At 62.7% G+C, this 17133-nt stretch carries 20 protein-coding genes; 14 read left to right on the forward strand and 6 right to left on the reverse strand.

Annotated elements, in window-relative coordinates; all coding sequences use genetic code 11:
* Nucleotides 1-122: 122 nt before the first annotated feature.
* From A9K65_RS11220 to A9K65_RS11230, 3 genes are read left to right on the forward strand one after another with little or no spacing between them, the layout of a single operon-like run.
* Complete coding sequence (locus tag A9K65_RS11220; protein WP_024504545.1) at nt 123-752, forward strand: DUF1285 domain-containing protein; 630 nt, start codon at nt 123-125, stop codon at nt 750-752.
* The gene (locus tag A9K65_RS11225) at nt 752-1387 is read left to right on the forward strand and encodes a CoA pyrophosphatase (RefSeq protein WP_064994490.1); all 636 of its coding nucleotides are present in this window, start codon (nt 752-754) and stop codon (nt 1385-1387) included. The genes A9K65_RS11220 and A9K65_RS11225 overlap by 1 nt, the downstream gene beginning before the upstream one ends.
* Complete coding sequence (locus tag A9K65_RS11230; RefSeq protein WP_063172946.1) at nt 1384-2649, forward strand: CCA tRNA nucleotidyltransferase; 1266 nt, start codon at nt 1384-1386, stop codon at nt 2647-2649. Before A9K65_RS11225 ends, A9K65_RS11230 begins: the two co-directional genes overlap by 4 nt.
* Before the next feature lies 1 nt (nt 2650).
* On the opposite strand, the gene A9K65_RS11235 is transcribed toward A9K65_RS11230, so the two are convergent.
* The 3 genes from A9K65_RS11235 to hemF all read right to left on the reverse strand — a co-directional run bounded on the left by A9K65_RS11235 (nt 2651) and on the right by hemF (nt 4556).
* Nucleotides 2651-2836, reverse strand: a complete 186-nt coding sequence (locus tag A9K65_RS11235) for a DUF1059 domain-containing protein (RefSeq protein ID WP_013529972.1) — start codon at nt 2834-2836, stop codon at nt 2651-2653.
* Nucleotides 2837-3069: 233 nt separating this feature from the next.
* Nucleotides 3070-3330, reverse strand: coding sequence for a DUF1344 domain-containing protein (locus A9K65_RS11240; protein WP_013529973.1), 261 nt, complete (start codon nt 3328-3330; stop codon nt 3070-3072).
* 311 nt (nt 3331-3641) lie between these two features.
* Nucleotides 3642-4556 carry an oxygen-dependent coproporphyrinogen oxidase gene (gene hemF, locus A9K65_RS11245; RefSeq protein WP_024504549.1) on the reverse strand — a complete coding sequence of 305 codons (915 nt, stop codon included), beginning with the start codon at nt 4554-4556 and terminating at the stop codon, nt 3642-3644.
* A gap of 114 nt (nt 4557-4670) precedes the next feature.
* Here hemF and A9K65_RS11250 point away from each other — a divergent pair, with 114 nt between their 5' ends.
* Nucleotides 4671-4928: a hypothetical protein gene (locus A9K65_RS11250; RefSeq protein ID WP_013529975.1), complete on the forward strand. Its 258-nt coding sequence runs from the start codon at nt 4671-4673 to the stop codon at nt 4926-4928.
* A gap of 103 nt (nt 4929-5031) precedes the next feature.
* On the opposite strand, the gene soxR is transcribed toward A9K65_RS11250, so the two are convergent.
* Together soxR and A9K65_RS11260 are read right to left on the reverse strand one after the other, a co-directional pair.
* Nucleotides 5032-5505 carry a redox-sensitive transcriptional activator SoxR gene (gene soxR / locus A9K65_RS11255; RefSeq protein WP_013529976.1) on the reverse strand — a complete coding sequence of 158 codons (474 nt, stop codon included), beginning with the start codon at nt 5503-5505 and terminating at the stop codon, nt 5032-5034.
* Between the two features lie 132 nt (nt 5506-5637).
* A complete protein-coding gene (locus tag A9K65_RS11260; RefSeq protein ID WP_064994491.1) occupies nt 5638-6096 on the reverse strand; it encodes a tRNA (cytidine(34)-2'-O)-methyltransferase in 459 nt (152 codons plus the stop codon).
* A 443-nt stretch (nt 6097-6539) separates the two neighbouring features.
* Between A9K65_RS11260 and A9K65_RS11265 the strand changes: the two genes are divergently transcribed.
* From A9K65_RS11265 to A9K65_RS11285, 5 genes are read left to right on the forward strand one after another with little or no spacing between them, the layout of a single operon-like run.
* Nucleotides 6540-6935 (forward strand): hypothetical protein, encoded by a 396-nt coding sequence (locus tag A9K65_RS11265; protein ID WP_013529978.1) that lies wholly within the window; start codon nt 6540-6542, stop codon nt 6933-6935.
* Nucleotides 6936-6964: 29 nt separating this feature from the next.
* Complete coding sequence (locus tag A9K65_RS11270) at nt 6965-8851, forward strand: ABC transporter ATP-binding protein (RefSeq protein WP_064994492.1); 1887 nt, start codon at nt 6965-6967, stop codon at nt 8849-8851.
* Nucleotides 8852-8861: 10 nt separating this feature from the next.
* A complete protein-coding gene (locus A9K65_RS11275; protein ID WP_032808649.1) occupies nt 8862-10745 on the forward strand; it encodes an ABC transporter ATP-binding protein in 1884 nt (627 codons plus the stop codon).
* Between the two features lie 4 nt (nt 10746-10749).
* On the forward strand, nt 10750-11229 hold the full coding sequence (locus A9K65_RS11280; RefSeq protein ID WP_084015986.1) for a GNAT family N-acetyltransferase: 480 nt from the start codon (nt 10750-10752) through the stop codon (nt 11227-11229).
* Nucleotide 11230: 1 nt separating this feature from the next.
* Nucleotides 11231-11542, forward strand: a complete 312-nt coding sequence (locus tag A9K65_RS11285; RefSeq protein ID WP_013529982.1) for a DUF6665 family protein — start codon at nt 11231-11233, stop codon at nt 11540-11542.
* A 3-nt stretch (nt 11543-11545) separates the two neighbouring features.
* On the opposite strand, the gene A9K65_RS11290 is transcribed toward A9K65_RS11285, so the two are convergent.
* On the reverse strand, nt 11546-11890 hold the full coding sequence (locus tag A9K65_RS11290) for a cupin domain-containing protein (protein ID WP_013529983.1): 345 nt from the start codon (nt 11888-11890) through the stop codon (nt 11546-11548).
* A 314-nt stretch (nt 11891-12204) separates the two neighbouring features.
* Between A9K65_RS11290 and petA the strand changes: the two genes are divergently transcribed.
* From petA to A9K65_RS11315, 5 genes are all read left to right on the forward strand, one after another.
* Nucleotides 12205-12765, forward strand: a complete 561-nt coding sequence (gene petA, locus A9K65_RS11295; RefSeq protein WP_013529984.1) for a ubiquinol-cytochrome c reductase iron-sulfur subunit — start codon at nt 12205-12207, stop codon at nt 12763-12765.
* A 17-nt stretch (nt 12766-12782) separates the two neighbouring features.
* Nucleotides 12783-14084, forward strand: coding sequence for a cytochrome b N-terminal domain-containing protein (locus tag A9K65_RS11300; protein ID WP_013529985.1), 1302 nt, complete (start codon nt 12783-12785; stop codon nt 14082-14084).
* A gap of 28 nt (nt 14085-14112) precedes the next feature.
* A complete protein-coding gene (locus tag A9K65_RS11305; RefSeq protein WP_013529986.1) occupies nt 14113-14985 on the forward strand; it encodes a cytochrome c1 in 873 nt (290 codons plus the stop codon).
* Nucleotides 14986-15112: 127 nt separating this feature from the next.
* Nucleotides 15113-15808: a phosphatase PAP2 family protein gene (locus A9K65_RS11310; RefSeq protein WP_027162161.1), complete on the forward strand. Its 696-nt coding sequence runs from the start codon at nt 15113-15115 to the stop codon at nt 15806-15808.
* A gap of 175 nt (nt 15809-15983) precedes the next feature.
* Nucleotides 15984-17129 (forward strand): alpha-hydroxy acid oxidase, encoded by a 1146-nt coding sequence (locus A9K65_RS11315; RefSeq protein WP_064994770.1) that lies wholly within the window; start codon nt 15984-15986, stop codon nt 17127-17129.
* Nucleotides 17130-17133: the final 4 nt, after the last annotated feature.

A 17133-nucleotide genomic window follows, 5' to 3' on the forward strand; every position in this document is an offset into this window, starting at 1 on the left:
GCTGGAACAACGGCTGCACCATACCATAAGTTGCCGCGATTCGGCCTCGCGTGGCGCCTACATCGAAACTTAAATCACAGACTTAGGCTGACAAGCGGAACAACAGTGACTATTTCGTGACCATGACGGGACCCTTGGGACATCGTGAAGAAAGCCTGACTGATGCCACCGAGGCGCGTGGTCTCGAGGCGCTGATCTCGCGCGCCGCCCGTGCCGGCAAGGGCGCGGCACCTGTCGAACGCTGGAATCCCGACTTCTGCGGCGATCTGGACATGGAGATCAAGGCCGACGGCACCTGGTTCTATCTGGGCACGCCGATCGGGCGCATGCCGCTGGTGCAGCTTTTCTCCTCGGTGCTGCGCAAGGACGCCGATGGCAGGACCTATCTGGTGACACCGGTGGAAAAGGTCGGCATCCGCGTCGCCGATGCGCCGTTCATCGCCGTCGAAATGGACGTTTCGGGCAGCGGCGAGGCGCAGACAATCACCTTCCGCACCAATGTCGGCGACGTCGTCGAAGCCGGGCCGCAACGGCCGCTGCGGTTTGTCGACGAGAACGAGACCGGCGGGTTGAAGCCCTATGTGCTGGTGCGTGGCCGTCTGGAGGCGCTGGTGGCGCGGCCGGTGATGTATGAACTGGTCGGGCATGGCGAGGAGATCGAAATCGACGGCGAGACGATGTTCGCGGTGCGCTCCAAGGGCGCCGTGTTCCCGATCATGCCGGCGGACCAGTTGAAGCGGTTGAGCGCGTGATGGACCAGGCGACGCCGGCGCCGTTTTCATCCGCGGATTTTCGCGCGCGCTTTGCCGTGCAGCCCGATGCGCATGCAGGCGACGACGACTATGGCGACCATCGCTTCAACCCCGGCCATCCGCGCCTCAACCAGGGCAAGGCGCTGCGCAATGCCGCGGTGCTGATCCCGGTGGTCGATCATGAGGGCGATGCGACGGTTCTTCTGACCAAACGGGCCGAAAAGCTGCGCAGCCATTCGGGGCAGGTGGCCTTTCCCGGCGGCACTATCGATCCGACCGATCCGAGCCCTGAGGCGGCGGCGCTGCGCGAGACCTTCGAGGAGATCGGGCTTGGCCGAGATCGCATCGAGATCATCGGCCGCATGCCCGACTATGTCGCCGGCAGCGGCTACCGCATCGCCCCGGTGCTTGGCATCGTGCGGCCCGGTTTCCAACTGACGCTCAACGCAGACGAGGTCGATGCCGCTTTCGAAGTGCCGCTGCACTTCCTGATGGACCCGGCCAACCACAAGCGCGACAGCCGTATGTGGAACGATCTCGAATGGTTCTTCTACGACATGCCTTACGGCGACCGGCGCATCTGGGGCGTCACCGCCGGCATCATTCGTACTCTCTATGAAAGGCTCTATGCGTGAGTGTCTCGATCGCGGGCAGGGCCGATTGGCTCACCGACAAGCATCTGCAGCGCCTGCTGTTCGCACTGGCCGAAGGCGGTGAAGAGGCGCGAGTCGCCGGCGGCGCGGTGCGCAACACACTGATGGGCCAGCCGGTCGCCGACATCGACATCGCCACCACCTGCTTGCCGCAGGAAACCCTCCGCCGCGCCGAAGCGGAAGGGTTCAAGGCGGTGCCAACCGGTATCGAGCATGGGACAATCACCGTGGTTGCCGGTGGAAAGCCCTATGAAATCACCACCTTGCGCGCCGATATCGAAACCGACGGGCGGCGCGCGAAAGTGTCGTTCGGGCGCGACTGGAAGCTCGATGCCGAGCGGCGCGACTTCACCATCAACGCGCTCTATGCCGAGGCCGATGGCAAGGTGGTCGACCTGGTCGGCGGCATTGCCGACATCGAGGCGCGCCGGCTGCGATTCATCGGCGACCCGGAAGCGCGCATTCGCGAAGACTACCTGCGCATCCTGCGCTTCTTCCGCTTCTTCGCCTGGTACGGCGACGGACGGCCGGACGCCGAGGGGCTGAAAGCCTGCGCCCGTCTGAAGGAAGGGCTGGCCCAGCTTTCGTCCGAGCGAATCTGGTCGGAACTGAAGAAACTTTTGTCGGCGCCCGATCCGTCACGGGCGCTGCTTTGGATGCGGCAGGCAGGTGTCTTGACCGCGGCGCTGCCGGAAAGCGAGAAATGGGGCATCGATGCCATCCATGGGTTGGCCAAGGCCGGCAAGGATCTGGGCTGGGCACCCGACCCGCTGCTCAGACTGGAAGCGATCGTGCCGCCCGATGCCGCTCGCATGAAGACGCTCGCCGAGCGGCTCAAACTCTCGACCGCCGAAGCGGATCGCCTGCGCCACTGGGCGCTCGCCACCGCCGTCGAGCCGAAGACGACCGAGGGCGAACTGGCAAAAAGGCTCTATCGCGGCGACCGGCAGGGGTTTGTCGACCGTCTGCGGCTGTCGCTTGCGGCAGCCAGGATGCGCGCCGTCGAGGACAATGAGGCGCTGCTCGAAGCCGGTGGCTTTTCGCGCCTGCTTGGCTTCGCCACCAAATGGGAAAAGCCGTTGTTTCCGCTGAAAGGTGCCGATCTGACGGCGCTCGGCGCAACTCCAGGCCCGAAACTCGGCGAAATCCTGAGGAATCTCGAAGCGGAATGGGTCGAAGCCGGGTTTGCCCCTGATCGCGACGCGCTCCTCAAGCGCGCCGCCGAAGCCTTGCAGGCCGGGTAGATCAGGCCGCGTCGCGGGTCTTTTCGATGCGCGAACGGATCGCCTCGATCATCGTCTCGCGGATGACCGTCTCGCCATGTGTCTCGCGCATGTGCTCGACGGCACGGCGCATGACCTCGGCTTCCTCGTCGGCACGTGTGTGCCAGTCACAGCCGGGCACGAGCGACCCGCAGTGAAATTCCTTCATGAGATTTCTCCTTTTCCTCCGTGGAGCCTGGTCGAGGCTCCGGCACTTTTTTTGGCTCATGTCCGGTTCCAGGGTTGAAACCGCGGACCGCGAACGGGTGAGAAGCATAACACAGATGGGGTGGTATTGGTTGCCGTCAACGGCAAAAGGGCGGAGCAGCATCGCTCCGCCCTCTAAACACTACCCCGAAACAGGGCCAGACATCGTCTCGTCCCGTTTTGGCGGGCAGGCCTTCACTTGGCGATCTTGACAGCCTCGGCAATCTTTTTCTTGCCGCTCATGTCCCATGAGACACGGACCTTTTCACCGACCTGCAGGCCAGGATCCTTGAAGGTCTTGGGAAGCGTAAAAGACGATCCATCGTCGAGGACCAGGCTCATGGCCGTCGTGTCAAAGGTCTTGATCGTCCCGGTGGTGTGCTTGACGGCGGCGAACGCCACCGAACCGGAAGCGAGAAGGGCAGCGGCGGCCGCCGAAACAATGATCTTGCGCATTGCGAAGTACTCCTGGAAAGGCGGGTATCTTTTTGACGAAGATGTCCCGCGTCGTCTTGGGCCGTCCGGTCGCGTCGGGTCGCGGCTCGCTTTGTCTTGACGCAATTCCGGTCGGAAAGCCGTTTCGCACTTTCCTGAAATTGCGCGCAGGCGAACCGCCGGCGCTTCCCGACCCCGCGCCACAAATAGACCAGTCTTTTCAAGAACCTATTAGACGAAAAAGAAATTTTTCGCCGCACCGTGTGCCACATTCCATGCCCATTTCGAGCGAATGGGACATCAATGCGGCTCACGTCGGGCTCACCATTTTGTTACGGCCAGCGGACCTCGGGCGGCAGGCTGGAGAGGATGGCGGCGACATTGCCGCCGGTCTTCAGTCCGAATATGGTGCCGCGATCGTGAAGCAGATTGAATTCGACGTAGCGGCCGCGGCGGATGAGCTGTTCGTCACGGTCGCCATCGGTCCAGTTCTCGTTGAAGTTGGCGCGCACAAGGTGGCCGTAGACGACGAGAAAAGCGCGGCCGACATCCTGGACGAAGTTGAAATCGGCATTCCAGCCGCCCTTGTCCTCACCCGAATGCAGCCAGTCGAAGAAGATGCCACCGGTGCCGCGCGGCTCGTTGCGGTGCGACAGATAGAAGTACTCGTCGCACCAGGCCTTGAATTTTGGGTAATCGGCCACCGCGACATTCTTCTCGCAAGCGAATTGCATGGCGCGGTGGAAGGCGACCGTGTCGGGGTCGTCCTGGGTGCGGCGGCGATCGAGCACCGGTGTCAGATCGGCACCGCCGCCGAACCATTGGCTGGATGTGACCACCATGCGCGTGTTCATGTGCACGGCCGGAACGTTGGGATTCCATGGGTGCGCGATCAGCGAAATGCCGGATGCCCAGAAGCGCGGGTCTTCCTCGGCACCGGGCATCTGCTTCCTGAATTCGGGTGAGAACTCGCCATGGACGGTCGATGTGTGGACGCCGACCTTTTCGAAGACGCGACCGTGCATCATCGACATGGTGCCGCCGCCGCCGCGCCCCTCGTCACGTTCCCATGGCGTCTTTTCGAAGCGGCCGGGCGACCACGAGGCCAGCGGCCCGCCAAGATCCTGCTCGATCTGCTCGAAGGTGGCGCAGATGCGTTCGCGCAGCGCCTCGAACCAGAGGCGCGCCTTCATCTTCTTCTGTTCGATGTCGGCGGGCAGGCCCGCCGGTATTTCTGGTCGTTCCAAATGCCGTCTCCGGTTGGGGCGGCGAGTCCCACAAATGACTCGTCTTTTGCCGGCGCGATCCCTAATCTCTTAGGTGACAGGGTCAAGTGTCATTACGGTGCAAGGAGTTGTTTCGTGCGCACCCCGGCAAGACCGCCGCTGGATGGCCTAAAGAAAAGGCTCGACCAAAGCCGTGCCGAGCGTGTGCGTATGCCGCGCGACGGTTTCCTGCGCGAGACCTTCGTGCTGCCACGCTCCGATGCCCGGCTCAAGGCCAAGGAATGGTTCGAGCGCTTTCCCAAGCAGGCCTACTGGACCGAGATCGAAAGCTGGTTCGAGCGGCCGGGCGACCTGATCGAGTTCACCATCAGGCGGTTGCCTGCGGCCGACTAGGATTTCGTCGCCCCGTTTACGGGGAGAGGGTGCCGGCAGGCAGGTTGAGGGGCGGCGCGAACCTCTCAATGCTGGCGCCGCCCCTCATCCGCCTTCACTGCGTTCAGGCACCTTCTCCCCGTGAACGGGGAGAAGGAAGAGCGACCAGCCTCCTTGCCCCCGTTCCCTCGCGTGCCAGCCGGTCACCCTTGTTGCGCAGCGGGCATTTGTCGATCGACATGCAGCCGCAGCCGATGCAGTCGGTCAGCCCGTCGCGCAGTTTCTTCAACTGGGCGATCTTGTGATCGAGCCCGTCGCGCCAGGCGGTCGACAAAAGGTTCCAGTCGTCGCGCGTCGGCGTGCGGCTTTCGGGCAGTGATTCAAGTGCGGCACCAATTTCGGCCAGCGAGATGCCGACCTCCTGTGCGACCTTGATGATCGCCACGCGCCGCAGCACGTCGCGGCCGTAGCGGCGCTGGTTGCCCGACGTGCGGTGGCTGCGGATCAAGCCGCGGGCCTCGTAGAAATGCAGCGCCGACACCGCCACCCCGCTGCGCATGGCCACCTGGCCAACCGTTAATTCCGTTACAGGCGCCATGTCTGATTTTCCGTCCCGATTTTTCTGCTTGACCTCAAGTTAAGTTGAGCTTGTAGCGAAGAAACCCTGGATGTGCAAACGAAGGAGAAGGCGATGTGCGCCTGGGTCGAGATGTCGGGAGACGGAGTGCCGTTATCCGAGTTGCCGGATGGCTTCGCCCACCACCATGGCGACGGAGAGCGCCACGTTGATGCTGCGCGCCGTATCCTGCATGGGGATGGTCAGGCGCGCATCCGCCGCCTGATGGACAGGATCCGGCACGCCTGCGGATTCGCGGCCGAACAGGAGGACGTCACCGTCCGCGAAGCTGAAGCTGGTGTAGGCCGTCGTGGCTTTGGTCGACAGCAGCACCAGCCGGTGCGAATCAGCCTTGCGCCATTCCTCGAAGGCGTGCCAGTCGACGTGCCGGGTCAGGGCAGCCATTTCGAGGTAGTCCATGCCGGCTCGCTTGAGCGCCTTGTCGGAGAGCGAAAATCCGGCCGGTTCGATGATGTCGACGCCAAGTCCGAGGCACGCGGCGAAGCGCAGGATTGTTCCGGTGTTGCCGGCAATGTCAGGCTGGTAGAGCGCGATGCGGAGACGACGGTTCATTTCCGCGTCCTTCTAATAAGTGGCGGATCGGCCACAGCGGCTTGGCGGTTTTGGAAATTGCTGGACCTGCGGGTGGCCATTTTCTGCGAAGTCGGGTATACAACCAGCATTGTCAACCCGAACCGATGGAGGGGTAATTCATGATGACCATGCACATCCAGCGCCCCTCTCGTGGGCTTACCTGCCTGCCGGCGGTTTCGGTACGACGATTCTCCTGACTCTCTAAGACTTGATCGCACCGATTCCCGCCGAAACGATTTTTCGGCTTCCGAAGGAATCCTGCGATGTTTTTCAAAAAGTCAAAAGGGCTGAACGCCCCAACTGAAGCTGTCCGGACCGACACTCGTCATGTCCGGACCGATGCAATGCGTGCCTCCGGGCGAATGCCGGCGGACGATATTGCTTCGCCTTTTTATCTCGATTTTCACACGGAGGACGGACCGATGTTCGATCCCTACAGAATACCGGGCTCGAGGAGCCTGCATATCCACCGACTGCCGACCTGGGCGCTGCTGATCGGCGACACCTATTCGTCGGCGGTTCACGCCGAGGTTCGCCGCCGGCCGCATCGCGGCATGCTGCCGGATGTCGATTTTTCGCGCGCGGTTCCCGATCCCGGGCGGCCGTCGCTGGTGCGCCGGATCATCCGGCTGATCCGGCCTGGCGCGAAAAACCGGGCTGGCGGCACCGTGTCGTCAGGATCGTCTGGCGCAGCTGTCGGCGAAAAGCCCGCGAGCCCCTATATTGCGCGAAGCATTGCCGACGGTCCGGGTGATTCCGGACCGTCGGCACTCGACGCCATGGGTTCCGGGGACTTCGTACGCTCACGTGCCGCGTAAGCGGCAAACACATTTCACAGGCATGACCTATGTTGTTGTTTAGCTGGTTTGAAAAAAGGCTCGATCCGTTCCCCGCGGCGGAACCGGTCGAGCCGCCCAAGACGCTGGTTGCCTTCTGCGTGCATTATACGCGCGGCGCCTGGCCCTATATCCTTTTCGACGCAGTGCTGGTGACGGCCATCGCGATCGCGGAAGTGTGGATGTTCGGCTTCCTCGGCCGCATCGTCGACTGGCTGTCGGGGCAGAATCGCGAAACCTTCCTGCAGACGGAAGCCTGGAAGCTTGCCGGCATGGCCTTCATCGTGCTGTTCGCACTGCCGGGCACCGTATGGCTGCATTCGCTCCTCAACCAGCAAACGCTGATGGGCAACTATCCCATGCGCATCCGCTGGCAGGTGCACCGCTATCTGCTCAAGCAGTCGATGAGTTTCTACCAGGACGAGTTCGCCGGCCGCATCGCGACCAAGCTGATGCAGACGGCTCTCGCCGTGCGCGAATGCGTCATCAAGGTGATCGACGTCCTTAATTACGTTATCGTCTACTTCCTCGGCATGCTGCTCATCGTCGGCTCGGCCGACTGGCGGCTGGCCGCGCCGCTCGGCGTTTGGCTGGTCGGCTATATCCTTTTGCTGCGGTTTTTCATTCCCCGGCTGGGCAAGGTCGGCGAGGAACAGGCCAATGCGCGCTCGATCATGACGGGCCGGGTCGTCGACAGCTACTCCAACATCCAGACGGTCAAGCTGTTCAGCCATGCACGCCGCGAAGCGTCATTCGCCAAAGACGGTATGTCCGGCTTTCTCGAAACGGTCTACCGGTCGATGCGCCTGGTGACAGTGCTTTTCGGCTCGCTCTACATACTGAACGCGCTGCTCTTGTTCTCGGTGACCGCGATGGCGCTGTGGCTGTGGCTGGGGCAAGCAGTGACGATCGGCGCGGTCGCCGTGGTCATCGGCCTTGTGCTCAGGTTGTGGGGCATGTCGCAATGGATCATGTGGGAAATGTCGGGCCTGTTCGAGAACATCGGCACGGTGCAGGACGGTATCGCCTCGATCTCGCTGCCGCGCCTTGTCGAGGACAGGCCGGACGCGAAGGAGATCAGCGTCTCCAGGGGTGAGATCCGCTTCGAGGACATCCGCTTCCACTACGGCAAGCAGAAGGGTGTGATCGAGGGCCTGTCGCTGGCGGTGAAGCCGGGCGAGAAGGTCGGCATCGTCGGCCGTTCCGGCGCCGGCAAGTCGACGCTGGTCAACCTGTTGCTGCGCTTCTACGACCTCGAAGCCGGGCAGATATTGGTCGATGGCCAGGAAATCGCCGCTGTGAAGCAGGATTCGCTTCGTGCGCAGATAGGCATGGTCACGCAGGACACCTCGCTGCTGCATCGTTCGGTGCGCGAGAACATCCTTTATGGCCGGCCCGATGCAACCGACGAGATGCTTGTCGAGGCGGCGCGGCGCGCCGAGGCGCTGGACTTCATATCAGGGCTTTCGGATGCCAGCGGCCGCAAGGGCTTCGACGCCCATGTCGGTGACCGCGGCGTCAAATTGTCCGGTGGCCAGCGGCAACGCGTCGCCATTGCTCGCGTTATGTTGAAGGATGCACCTATACTTATCCTTGACGAAGCGACCTCGGCGCTTGATTCCGAAGCCGAGGCGGCGATCCAGGAGAATCTCTACAAGCTCATGCAAGGCAAGACCGTCATCGCCATCGCGCACCGGCTGTCGACCATCGCGGCGATGGACAGGCTGGTGGTGATGGACAAGGGCCGTGTCATCGAGGAAGGTTCGCACGAAGAACTCGTCGCCAAGGGCGGGCTCTACGCGCAGCTCTGGCAGCGCCAGTCGGGCGGGTTCCTGCTTGAGGACGGTCCCGCCGACGCCGCCAACGACGCACTTGCAAAGGGGCAAGCCGCAGAATGATGGCCGCCGCATGATGACAGCCGTCTATCGCTGGTTCGAGAACTGGGTCTATCCGTTCAGGGAGCCGGCGAATCTTCGGCCACCGATCAGTGTCGGCGGCTTTCTCTGGCACTATGTCGGCCAGGCGAAGTTCGCCTTCTTCGCCATGCTGGTCATCGGCGGCATCGCGCCGCTGGTCGAGGCCGGCCTGTTCTACTTCGTCGGGCGGCTGGTCGATATTCTCGACCAGCTTCCCGCCGAGCGCAGCTGGCACGCACTGTGGGCCGCTGCCGGCCCTGAACTGGTTTTCATGGCCGTGGTGGTGCTGGTCATCCGCACCGTCGTCGTCGGCTTGTCGGCGCTGGTCGACGAACAGACGATCACGCCGGGCTTCTACAATCTGGTGCGCTGGCAGGCGCACCGGCATGTCTCGCGCCAGTCCTACGCTTTTTTCCAGAACGATTTCGCCGGCCGCATCGCGACAAAGGTCTGGCAGGCGGGCCAGGCGACCGGCGACTTGATGGAAAGCTTCATCGAGGTCGTCTGGTTTATGATCGTCTATACGGTGACGACGCTGGCGCTGGTCGCAGGCCTCGATCTCAGGCTGGCGGTTCTGGTGGTGATCTGGATTTCCGCCTTCGGCTGGCTGGCCAAGCTCTATTTGCCGGCAATCCGCAAGCATGCCGAGGAAACAGCTGAGGCCGGCTCGATGATCACCGGCCGCATCGTCGATTCCTATTCCAACGTGCAGACGCTGAAACTGTTCTCGGCCGATGGCGACGACCGCTACATCAGGAACGGTTTCGACATCTATCTCGACGCATTGCGCCCGTTCACCCGCCGGCTGACCGGCGTGCGCATGGCGCTGACCACGCTGTCGGGCATCATGATCACGGCGATCGGCTGCTTTGCCGTCTATCTCTGGGTCGAGGGCTCGATCACCGTCGGCGCGGTCGCCTTCACCCTGTCGCTGGTGCTGCGCCTCAACATGCTGCTCGGCCGGCTGATGATGCAGCTCAACAGCATCTTGCGAAACCTCGGCGTGCTGGAAAATTCCAAGGCGCTGATCTCGCAGCCGCTCGGCCTCACCGATGCGCCCGACGCCAAGGAACTCGTCGTGGCAGGCGGCCGTATCGCGGTGAAGAACGTCGAGTTCCATTACGGCAAAGGTTTCGGCGTGCTGAACGGCATCGACCTTGTCGTCAGGCCAGGCGAGAAGGTAGGGCTGGTCGGACCGTCCGGCGCCGGCAAGACGACCCTCGCCAATCTGATCCTGCGCCTCTACGATCTCGAGAGCGGGTCGATCACCATCGATGGCCAGGATGTCGCCAAAGTTACGCAGAATTCGCTGCGCGCCAATATCGGCGTCGTCAGCCAGGACACGGCGCTGTTCCACCGTTCGCTGCGCGACAACATCAAGCTCGGCATGCCTGACGCGACCGATGCGGAGGTGATCGCGGCGGCGAAAAAGGCTGAGGCGCACGAGTTCATCCTGACCTTGCGCGACAACAGGGACCGCGCCGGCTACGAGGCGTTTGTCGGCGAGCGCGGCGTCAAGCTGTCGGGAGGCCAGCGCCAGCGCGTGGCGATCGCCCGCGTCTTCCTCAAGGATGCGCCGATCCTGATTCTCGATGAGGCGACCTCGGCACTCGATTCCGACATCGAGGCGGCGATCCAGGAGAATCTGACACGGCTGATGGAAAACAAGACGGTCATCGCCATCGCCCACCGGCTGTCGACGATCGCAGCACTCGATCGTCTGGTGGTGCTCGACGGCGGCCGCATTGTCGAGCAAGGCACGCATGACCAATTGGTGGCGCTCGACGGGCTCTATGCGCGGCTGTGGAAGCGGCAGTCCGGCGGTTTTCTCTATCACGAAGACAGCGTGCTCGAAGAGACGCGCCCGGCGGAGTAGCTCCATGGGTGGATCGACAGGCGCCATCCCAGAGGTCGGCTACGTGCTCAAGCGGCTCCGGCCGACCATGCCGGCCTTCGATACGCTGAAGGAAGAGAGCCGGCTGGAGGGCTACTGGATGCTGGTACGCCTTGCGGATGGCTGGGCAAGTGGCCGCAGCAAGTTCCTGAAACGGGGGGAGGCGCTGTACGGAGCCTGGTATGGAAGGGAACTCGCCGGCGTGTGCGGGTTGAACATCGATCCCTATTTCGAGGGCAGGGGCCACGGCCGGGTCCGGCACCTGTTTGTGAGCGCGCGCCACCGTCGCGCCGGCCTTGGCCGGATGCTGGTCGAAACCGTTGTCGACAGGGCACGTCACCATTTCGCCATGCTGAACACCCGCGCGCCGCAAGAAGCCTTCGGTTTCTATGAACGGCTTGGCTTTCAGCGCGTGGCGGGCGAAGAGTTCGTCACACACCGCATGGTTTTCGGGAAAGGAGGCTGAAATGTCCTTGCGTCCGCCATCTCATCTTGCCGGCGCCTCGGCCGCCGAAGCCGCCTTCGACGCGCTCGGCCATGAAATATTGGCGGAAAAGGCGGCAGCACTCGGCCGCGCCGGCCAGCGGGTAGAGGAAACGCTGGCCAGGCTGCGCGACAATGCCGACGAGCAACTGCGCCCCCTTCTGCTCAAGGATGCCGCCGAGGCGGTGCATGGCTATTTCATCCAGCGCGAGCTGTGCGGCTTGCGCAAGCACGATGCCGTCATTCGTGAATACAACATCCCGAAAGCGGTGCTGGCCAGGCTCGGCGCGAAATAGGGATCACTCCAGCCATTCGGTGATGAAGCTGCCATTCTCGTGGATGTCGGTCGTTTCCAGTGGGCCTGGGCCGAGATTGGTGAATTTGTGCGGCGTATTGGGTGGCACGATCAGGATCTGGCCGGCGGATGCCTCGATTTCCTGGTCGCCGACAGTGAACAGGCCGGTGCCCTGGCGGATGATGAAGATCTCCGCGTAGGGATGTGTGTGCAGGCGCGGGCCGCCGCCGACATCAGGCAGATAGTTGAAGATCAGGCAGGAGTTGGAGCCGTAGGCGCCACATTGCAACTCGCCCTTCCAATGGTCCGAGCGAACGGCCCAGGTGTCGCGGTCTATGACGTGTGCCATGATGACAAGGATAGACCCGGCTGGGGCCTTGTGTCGAGCCGAACAAGGGCGTCGGATTTGCGGTTGTTTCCCGGTTGTTTAGTGATGGTTGGCGGCTATCCGGCGTCGTGTTGACCGGCGGCGGATTTTGTCCCCGCGACAATCTGCCCTTGTGCCTTCACCCGTCTGGACAAAAACGGGCTTCACGCATAAACCGAAGTCCAAATGCCGGAGGAATTCGCAAGCCTGTTCGCCATGCGCTGTCGGGTTGGCGTAATTGAGCGGGGAACAAGGCTCAACCACCGGCACGGAAGAGGCGAAAGGATCAGGCACCCGTGAGCGCAACCGACACCCAGGATCCCAACCGTCGTGATTTTCTCTACGTCGCCACCGGCATGGCCGCAGTGGTCGGCGCGGGTGCTTTCGCGTGGCCGTTCATCGACCAGATGCGCCCTGACGCCTCGACGCTGGCGCTCGCCTCGGTCGAAGTCGACGTCGCCTCGCTGACGCCGGGCATGTCGCTGATCGTCAAATGGCGCGGCAAGCCGGTCGTGGTCCGCAACCGCACCGAACAGGAAATGAAGGACGGCGAGGCGGTCAAGCTGGCCGATCTCAAGGATCCGATCGCCCGCAACGCCAATCTGCCGGCCGACGCACCGGCGACCGACGCCAATCGCACCACGCCCGGCAAGGAAGCCTGGATGGTGATGGTTCAGGTCTGCACGCATCTCGGCTGCATTCCGCTTGGCCAGGAAGGCGATTTCGGCGGCTGGTTCTGCCCGTGCCACGGTTCGCAATACGACACCGCCGGCCGCATCCGCAAAGGCCCGGCGCCGGAGAACATGGCGGTTCCGGTATTCAAGTTCATTTCCGATACCAAGATCCTTATCGGTTGAGGCAGGGGGATATTTCGATGAGCGAGGGACACTCGACCTATACGCCCAAAACCGGTCTCGGACGCTGGTTCGACGCCCGCATGCCGCTGCCGCGGCTGGTCTATGACAGCTTCGTTGCCTATCCGGTGCCGCGCAACCTCAACTATGCATGGACCTTTGGCGGCATCCTGTCGATCATGCTGGTGGCGCAGATCCTGACCGGCATCGTGCTGGCCATGCATTACACGGCCGACACCAATCTGGCCTTCGGCTCGGTCGAGAAGATCATGCGCGACGTGAATTCGGGCTGGCTGCTGCGCTACATGCATTCGAACGGCGCCTCGTTTTTCTTCGTCGCCGTCTACATCCACATCTTCCGTGGCCTCTATTACGGCTCCTACAAGGCGCCGCGCGAACTGCTGTGGATCCTCGGCTGCATCATCTATCTCCTGATGATGGCGACCGGCTTCATGGGCTACGTGCTGCCATGGGGCCAGATGAGCTTCTGGGGCGCCACCGTCATCACCGGCTTCTTCAGCGCCATTCCGCTGGTCGGCGACTGGATCCAGCAGCTGCTGCTCGGCGGCTTTGCCGTCGACAACCCGACGCTGAACCGTTTCTTTGCGCTGCACTATCTGTTGCCGTTCATGATCGCCGGCGTTGTCGTGCTGCACATCTGGGCGCTGCATGTCGTCGGCCAGTCGAACCCGACGGGCATCGAGGTCAAGTCGAAGACCGACACCGTGGCCTTCACCCCCTACGCGACCATCAAGGACGCGTTCGGCATGATCGTGTTCCTGTTCTTCTTCGCCTATTTCGTCTTCTACCTGCCGAACTATCTCGGTCATCCCGACAACTACATCGTCGCCAACCCGCTGAAGACGCCGGCCCACATCGTGCCCGAATGGTACTTCCTGCCGTTCTACGCGATCCTGCGCGCCATCACCTTCAATGTCGGGCCGATCAACTCCAAGCTCGGCGGCGTGCTATGCATGTTCGGCGCCATCGTCATGTTGTTCCTGGTGCCGTGGCTCGACACTTCGAAGGTGCGCTCGGCGGTTTACCGGCCCTGGTACAAGCTGTTCTTCTGGCTGTTCGTGGCCGATGCCATCCTGCTTGGCTGGCTGGGCTCGCAGCCGGCAGAAGGCAGCTATGTGTTCATGGCGCAGATGGCGACATTGTTCTACTTCGCCTTCTTCCTGATCGCGCTGCCGGTGCTCGGCCTGATTGAGACGCCGCGACGGTTGCCGAACTCGATCACCGAGGCGGTGCTCGAGAAGAACAAGGGCGGCAGCGGACATCCGGCGGGCGCTACGGCGGCTCCGGAAACCAAAGGCTGAGCGGGTAGAGAATCTAAGGGGATTTGGCATGAAAAAGATTCTCACCTCGCTGGCGCTGATCGGCCTTGTGGCCGTCGCCGCTGGGGCCGCGGGCACTCGGGCGATCGCCGCCGAAGAGGCACACAATGTGGCCAATCCGACGCATTTCCCGATCGACGAGCCGAAGGAAATGGACTGGAGTTTCACTGGCCCATTCGGCACCTATGACAAGGCGCAGCTGCAGCGCGGCCTCAAGGTCTACAAGGAAGTCTGCTCGGCCTGCCATTCGATGAACCTGGTGGCGTTCCGCACGCTGTCGGACCTCGGCTATTCCGATGCGCAGATCAAGACGCTGTCGGCCGAGTACACCATCCACGACGGTCCCAACGATGCCGGCGACATGTTCGACCGTCCCGGCAAGCCGTCCGACCACTTCCCGCCGCCCTTCGCCAATGAGGAAGCCGCCGCTGCCTCCAATGGCGGTGCTGCTCCGCCCGACATGTCCCTGCTGGCCAAGGCTCGCGGTGTCGAACGCGGTTTTCCGCAGTTCGTCTTCGATATCTTTACCCAGTACGACGCGGGCGGCCCCGACTATATCCACTCGCTGCTGACCGGCTACGACCAGACGCCGCCGGCCGGCATGGTCATCCCGGAAGGCACCCACTACAATCCGTACTTCATGTCCGGCGTGTCGCTGAAGATGCCCAAGCCGCTCTCCGACGGCCAGGTGACCTATGATGACGGTGCGCCGCAGACCATCGACCAGTATTCCCGCGACGTCTCCGCCTTCCTGGCATGGGCGGCCGAGCCGCATATGGAAGACCGCAAGAAGACCGGTTTTCGCGTTCTGGTGTTCCTGCTTTTGTTCGGCGCGCTGGTCTATCTCACCAAGCGCAAGGTGTGGGAAGGCGTGGCGCATTAAGCCACACGATCAAGTGATCACGAAGGGCGCCGAGAGGCGCCCTTTTGCATTTCCAGAAGCCGGCCATGTCACATGGCCGTCACCGCATCCGGCGATCCTGTGCTGCTCTCATCAAAGGATCGCACCCATGAAAAGATACGCATCGCTCGCGGCAGGCCTGTTGCTGCTCATCGTCGGCTCGGCCGCGCAAGCGGAAGACGCCCAGCCTTTCGTCACCAACAAGGATGTCGACCTGACGATGATCCTGCCGCCGCCGCCGGCAAACGATTCGGCGCAGACCAAGGCCGAACTCGGCGAGGTGCTGATGCTGCAGGTGACACGCACGCCCGAGATGGTAGCCAGCGCCGTCGCCGATGCCGACGAGAATGTCTGGCGCTTCGCCAACGTCATGGGGCCGAAATTCAACAAGGAAACGCTGCCCAAATTCAGCGCCTTCTTCGATCGCGTCGTGGCCACCGAAGGCGCCGTCGTCGATCCGGCCAAGGATTTCTGGAAGCGCCCGCGTCCGCACCAGCTCAGCGACCTCGTCAAGCCGGCGGTCAAGCTGTCGAGTTCGGGTTCCTGGCCGTCCGGCCACGCCACCGTCGGCACCATGATGGGCATCATCCTATCCGATATGGTTCCGGAAAAGCGCGCCGAGATCATGGCGCGTGCGGCCGAATACGCCCACAATCGCGAGGTCGGCGGCATCCACTATGCGTCCGACGTCGAGATGGGCAGGATTTCCGGCAGCGTCATCGCCGCGGTCCTGCTCAACCGGGACGACTTCAAGGCCGAATATGAAGTGGCCAGGGCCGAGCTTCGTTCGGATCTCGGCATGTAATCTTCGTCAATCGGATCAGACCAGAAAGGGGCGCTGCGGCGCCCCTTTTTTGCTCATGGCCATGTCCGGAGGGCAGCTCGAAAAATAGTCCGTTGGCACGCCGACAACAGGTTGATATTCGATGCATCGAACGGTGGCGAGAAACTTGTCCCGCCATGGCCTTTGGAATTCGATGATGCGGCTCAGCGACTGTCACAACTTTTCCGATTTCCGCCGCATGGCGCAGCAGCGGCTGCCGGGACCGATCTTCAACTACATCGACGGCGCGGCGGACGACGAGGTCACCTATCGCCGCAACACCGAAAGCTTCGAGACCTGCGACCTCGTTCCCAACGTGCTGCGCGGGGTGAGCGAGGTCGACATGTCGGTGACGGTCATGGGCCAGAAGCTGGCGATGCCGTTCTATTGCTCGCCGACCGCCTTGCAGCGCCTGTTCCATCACCAGGGCGAGCGCGCGGTCGCCAACGCCGCCGCCAAATACGGCACGATGTTCGGCGTGTCGTCGCTGGGCACCGTCAGCCTTGAGGAGGCGCGCAGCATCAGCAGCAGCCCGCAGGTCTACCAGTTCTATTTCCACCGGGATCGCGGTCTTAACCGGGCGATGATGCAGCGGGCAAAGGCGGTCGGGGTCGAGGTGATGATGCTGACCGTCGACAGCATCACCGGGGGAAACCGCGAGCGCGACAAACGAACCGGCTTTGCCATTCCCTTCAAGCTCAACCTTACCGGAATGGCGCAGTTCGCGCTCAAGCCGGCCTGGGCGATCAACTATTTCACCCATGAGGGCTTCAAGCTGCCGCAGCTCGACGAGCATGTCGACATGGGCGGCGGCACGATGTCGATCAGCCGTTACTTCACCGAGATGCTCGATCCGTCGATGACATGGGACGACGTCGCCGAGATGGTCAAGCTCTGGTCGGGTCCGTTCTGCCTCAAGGGCGTCATGTCGGTGGAGGATGCCAAACGCGCTGTCGACATCGGCTGCAGCGGCATCGTGCTGTCGAACCATGGCGGGCGGCAGTTGGATGGCTCACGGGCGGCGTTCGACCAGCTTGCCGAGATCGTCGATGCCGTTGGCGACAGGATCGACGTCATCATGGATGGCGGCGTGCAGCGCGGCACACACGTGCTGAAAGCGCTGTCGCTCGGCGCCAAGGCCGTCGGCGTCGGACGCTACTATCTGTTTCCGCTCGCGGCGGCCGGCCAGCCCGGCGTGGAACGGGCGCTCGAACAGATGCGGGTCGAGATCGAACGCGGCATGAAGCTGATGGGCTGCAGCTCGATCGAACAATTGTCGCGCAACAATCTCCGTTTCAGGTAATCTC

The sequence above is a fragment of the Mesorhizobium sp. WSM1497 genome (genome assembly GCF_001672455.2).
Classification (GTDB): domain Bacteria; phylum Pseudomonadota; class Alphaproteobacteria; order Rhizobiales; family Rhizobiaceae; genus Mesorhizobium; species Mesorhizobium ciceri.

Excerpts from the sequence above, each read along its gene's own strand:
- A9K65_RS11220 (WP_024504545.1), top strand. The coding sequence starts at position 123 with ATGACGGGACCCTTGGGACATCGTGAAGAAAGCCTGACTGATGCCACC.
- A9K65_RS11225 (WP_064994490.1), top strand. The coding sequence starts at position 752 with ATGGACCAGGCGACGCCGGCGCCGTTTTCATCCGCGGATTTTCGCGCG.
- A9K65_RS11235 (WP_013529972.1), bottom strand. The coding sequence starts at position 2,836 with ATGAAGGAATTTCACTGCGGGTCGCTCGTGCCCGGCTGTGACTGGCAC.
- A9K65_RS11240 (WP_013529973.1), bottom strand. The coding sequence starts at position 3,330 with ATGCGCAAGATCATTGTTTCGGCGGCCGCCGCTGCCCTTCTCGCTTCC.
- soxR (WP_013529976.1), bottom strand. The coding sequence starts at position 5,505 with ATGGCGCCTGTAACGGAATTAACGGTTGGCCAGGTGGCCATGCGCAGC.
- A9K65_RS11260 (WP_064994491.1), bottom strand. The coding sequence starts at position 6,096 with ATGAACCGTCGTCTCCGCATCGCGCTCTACCAGCCTGACATTGCCGGC.
- A9K65_RS11265 (WP_013529978.1), top strand. The coding sequence starts at position 6,540 with ATGTTCGATCCCTACAGAATACCGGGCTCGAGGAGCCTGCATATCCAC.
- A9K65_RS11270 (WP_064994492.1), top strand. The coding sequence starts at position 6,965 with ATGTTGTTGTTTAGCTGGTTTGAAAAAAGGCTCGATCCGTTCCCCGCG.
- A9K65_RS11275 (WP_032808649.1), top strand. The coding sequence starts at position 8,862 with ATGATGACAGCCGTCTATCGCTGGTTCGAGAACTGGGTCTATCCGTTC.
- A9K65_RS11280 (WP_084015986.1), top strand. The coding sequence starts at position 10,750 with ATGGGTGGATCGACAGGCGCCATCCCAGAGGTCGGCTACGTGCTCAAG.
- A9K65_RS11285 (WP_013529982.1), top strand. The coding sequence starts at position 11,231 with ATGTCCTTGCGTCCGCCATCTCATCTTGCCGGCGCCTCGGCCGCCGAA.
- A9K65_RS11290 (WP_013529983.1), bottom strand. The coding sequence starts at position 11,890 with ATGGCACACGTCATAGACCGCGACACCTGGGCCGTTCGCTCGGACCAT.
- A9K65_RS11300 (WP_013529985.1), top strand. The coding sequence starts at position 12,783 with ATGAGCGAGGGACACTCGACCTATACGCCCAAAACCGGTCTCGGACGC.
- A9K65_RS11305 (WP_013529986.1), top strand. The coding sequence starts at position 14,113 with ATGAAAAAGATTCTCACCTCGCTGGCGCTGATCGGCCTTGTGGCCGTC.
- A9K65_RS11310 (WP_027162161.1), top strand. The coding sequence starts at position 15,113 with ATGAAAAGATACGCATCGCTCGCGGCAGGCCTGTTGCTGCTCATCGTC.
- A9K65_RS11315 (WP_064994770.1), top strand. The coding sequence starts at position 15,984 with ATGCGGCTCAGCGACTGTCACAACTTTTCCGATTTCCGCCGCATGGCG.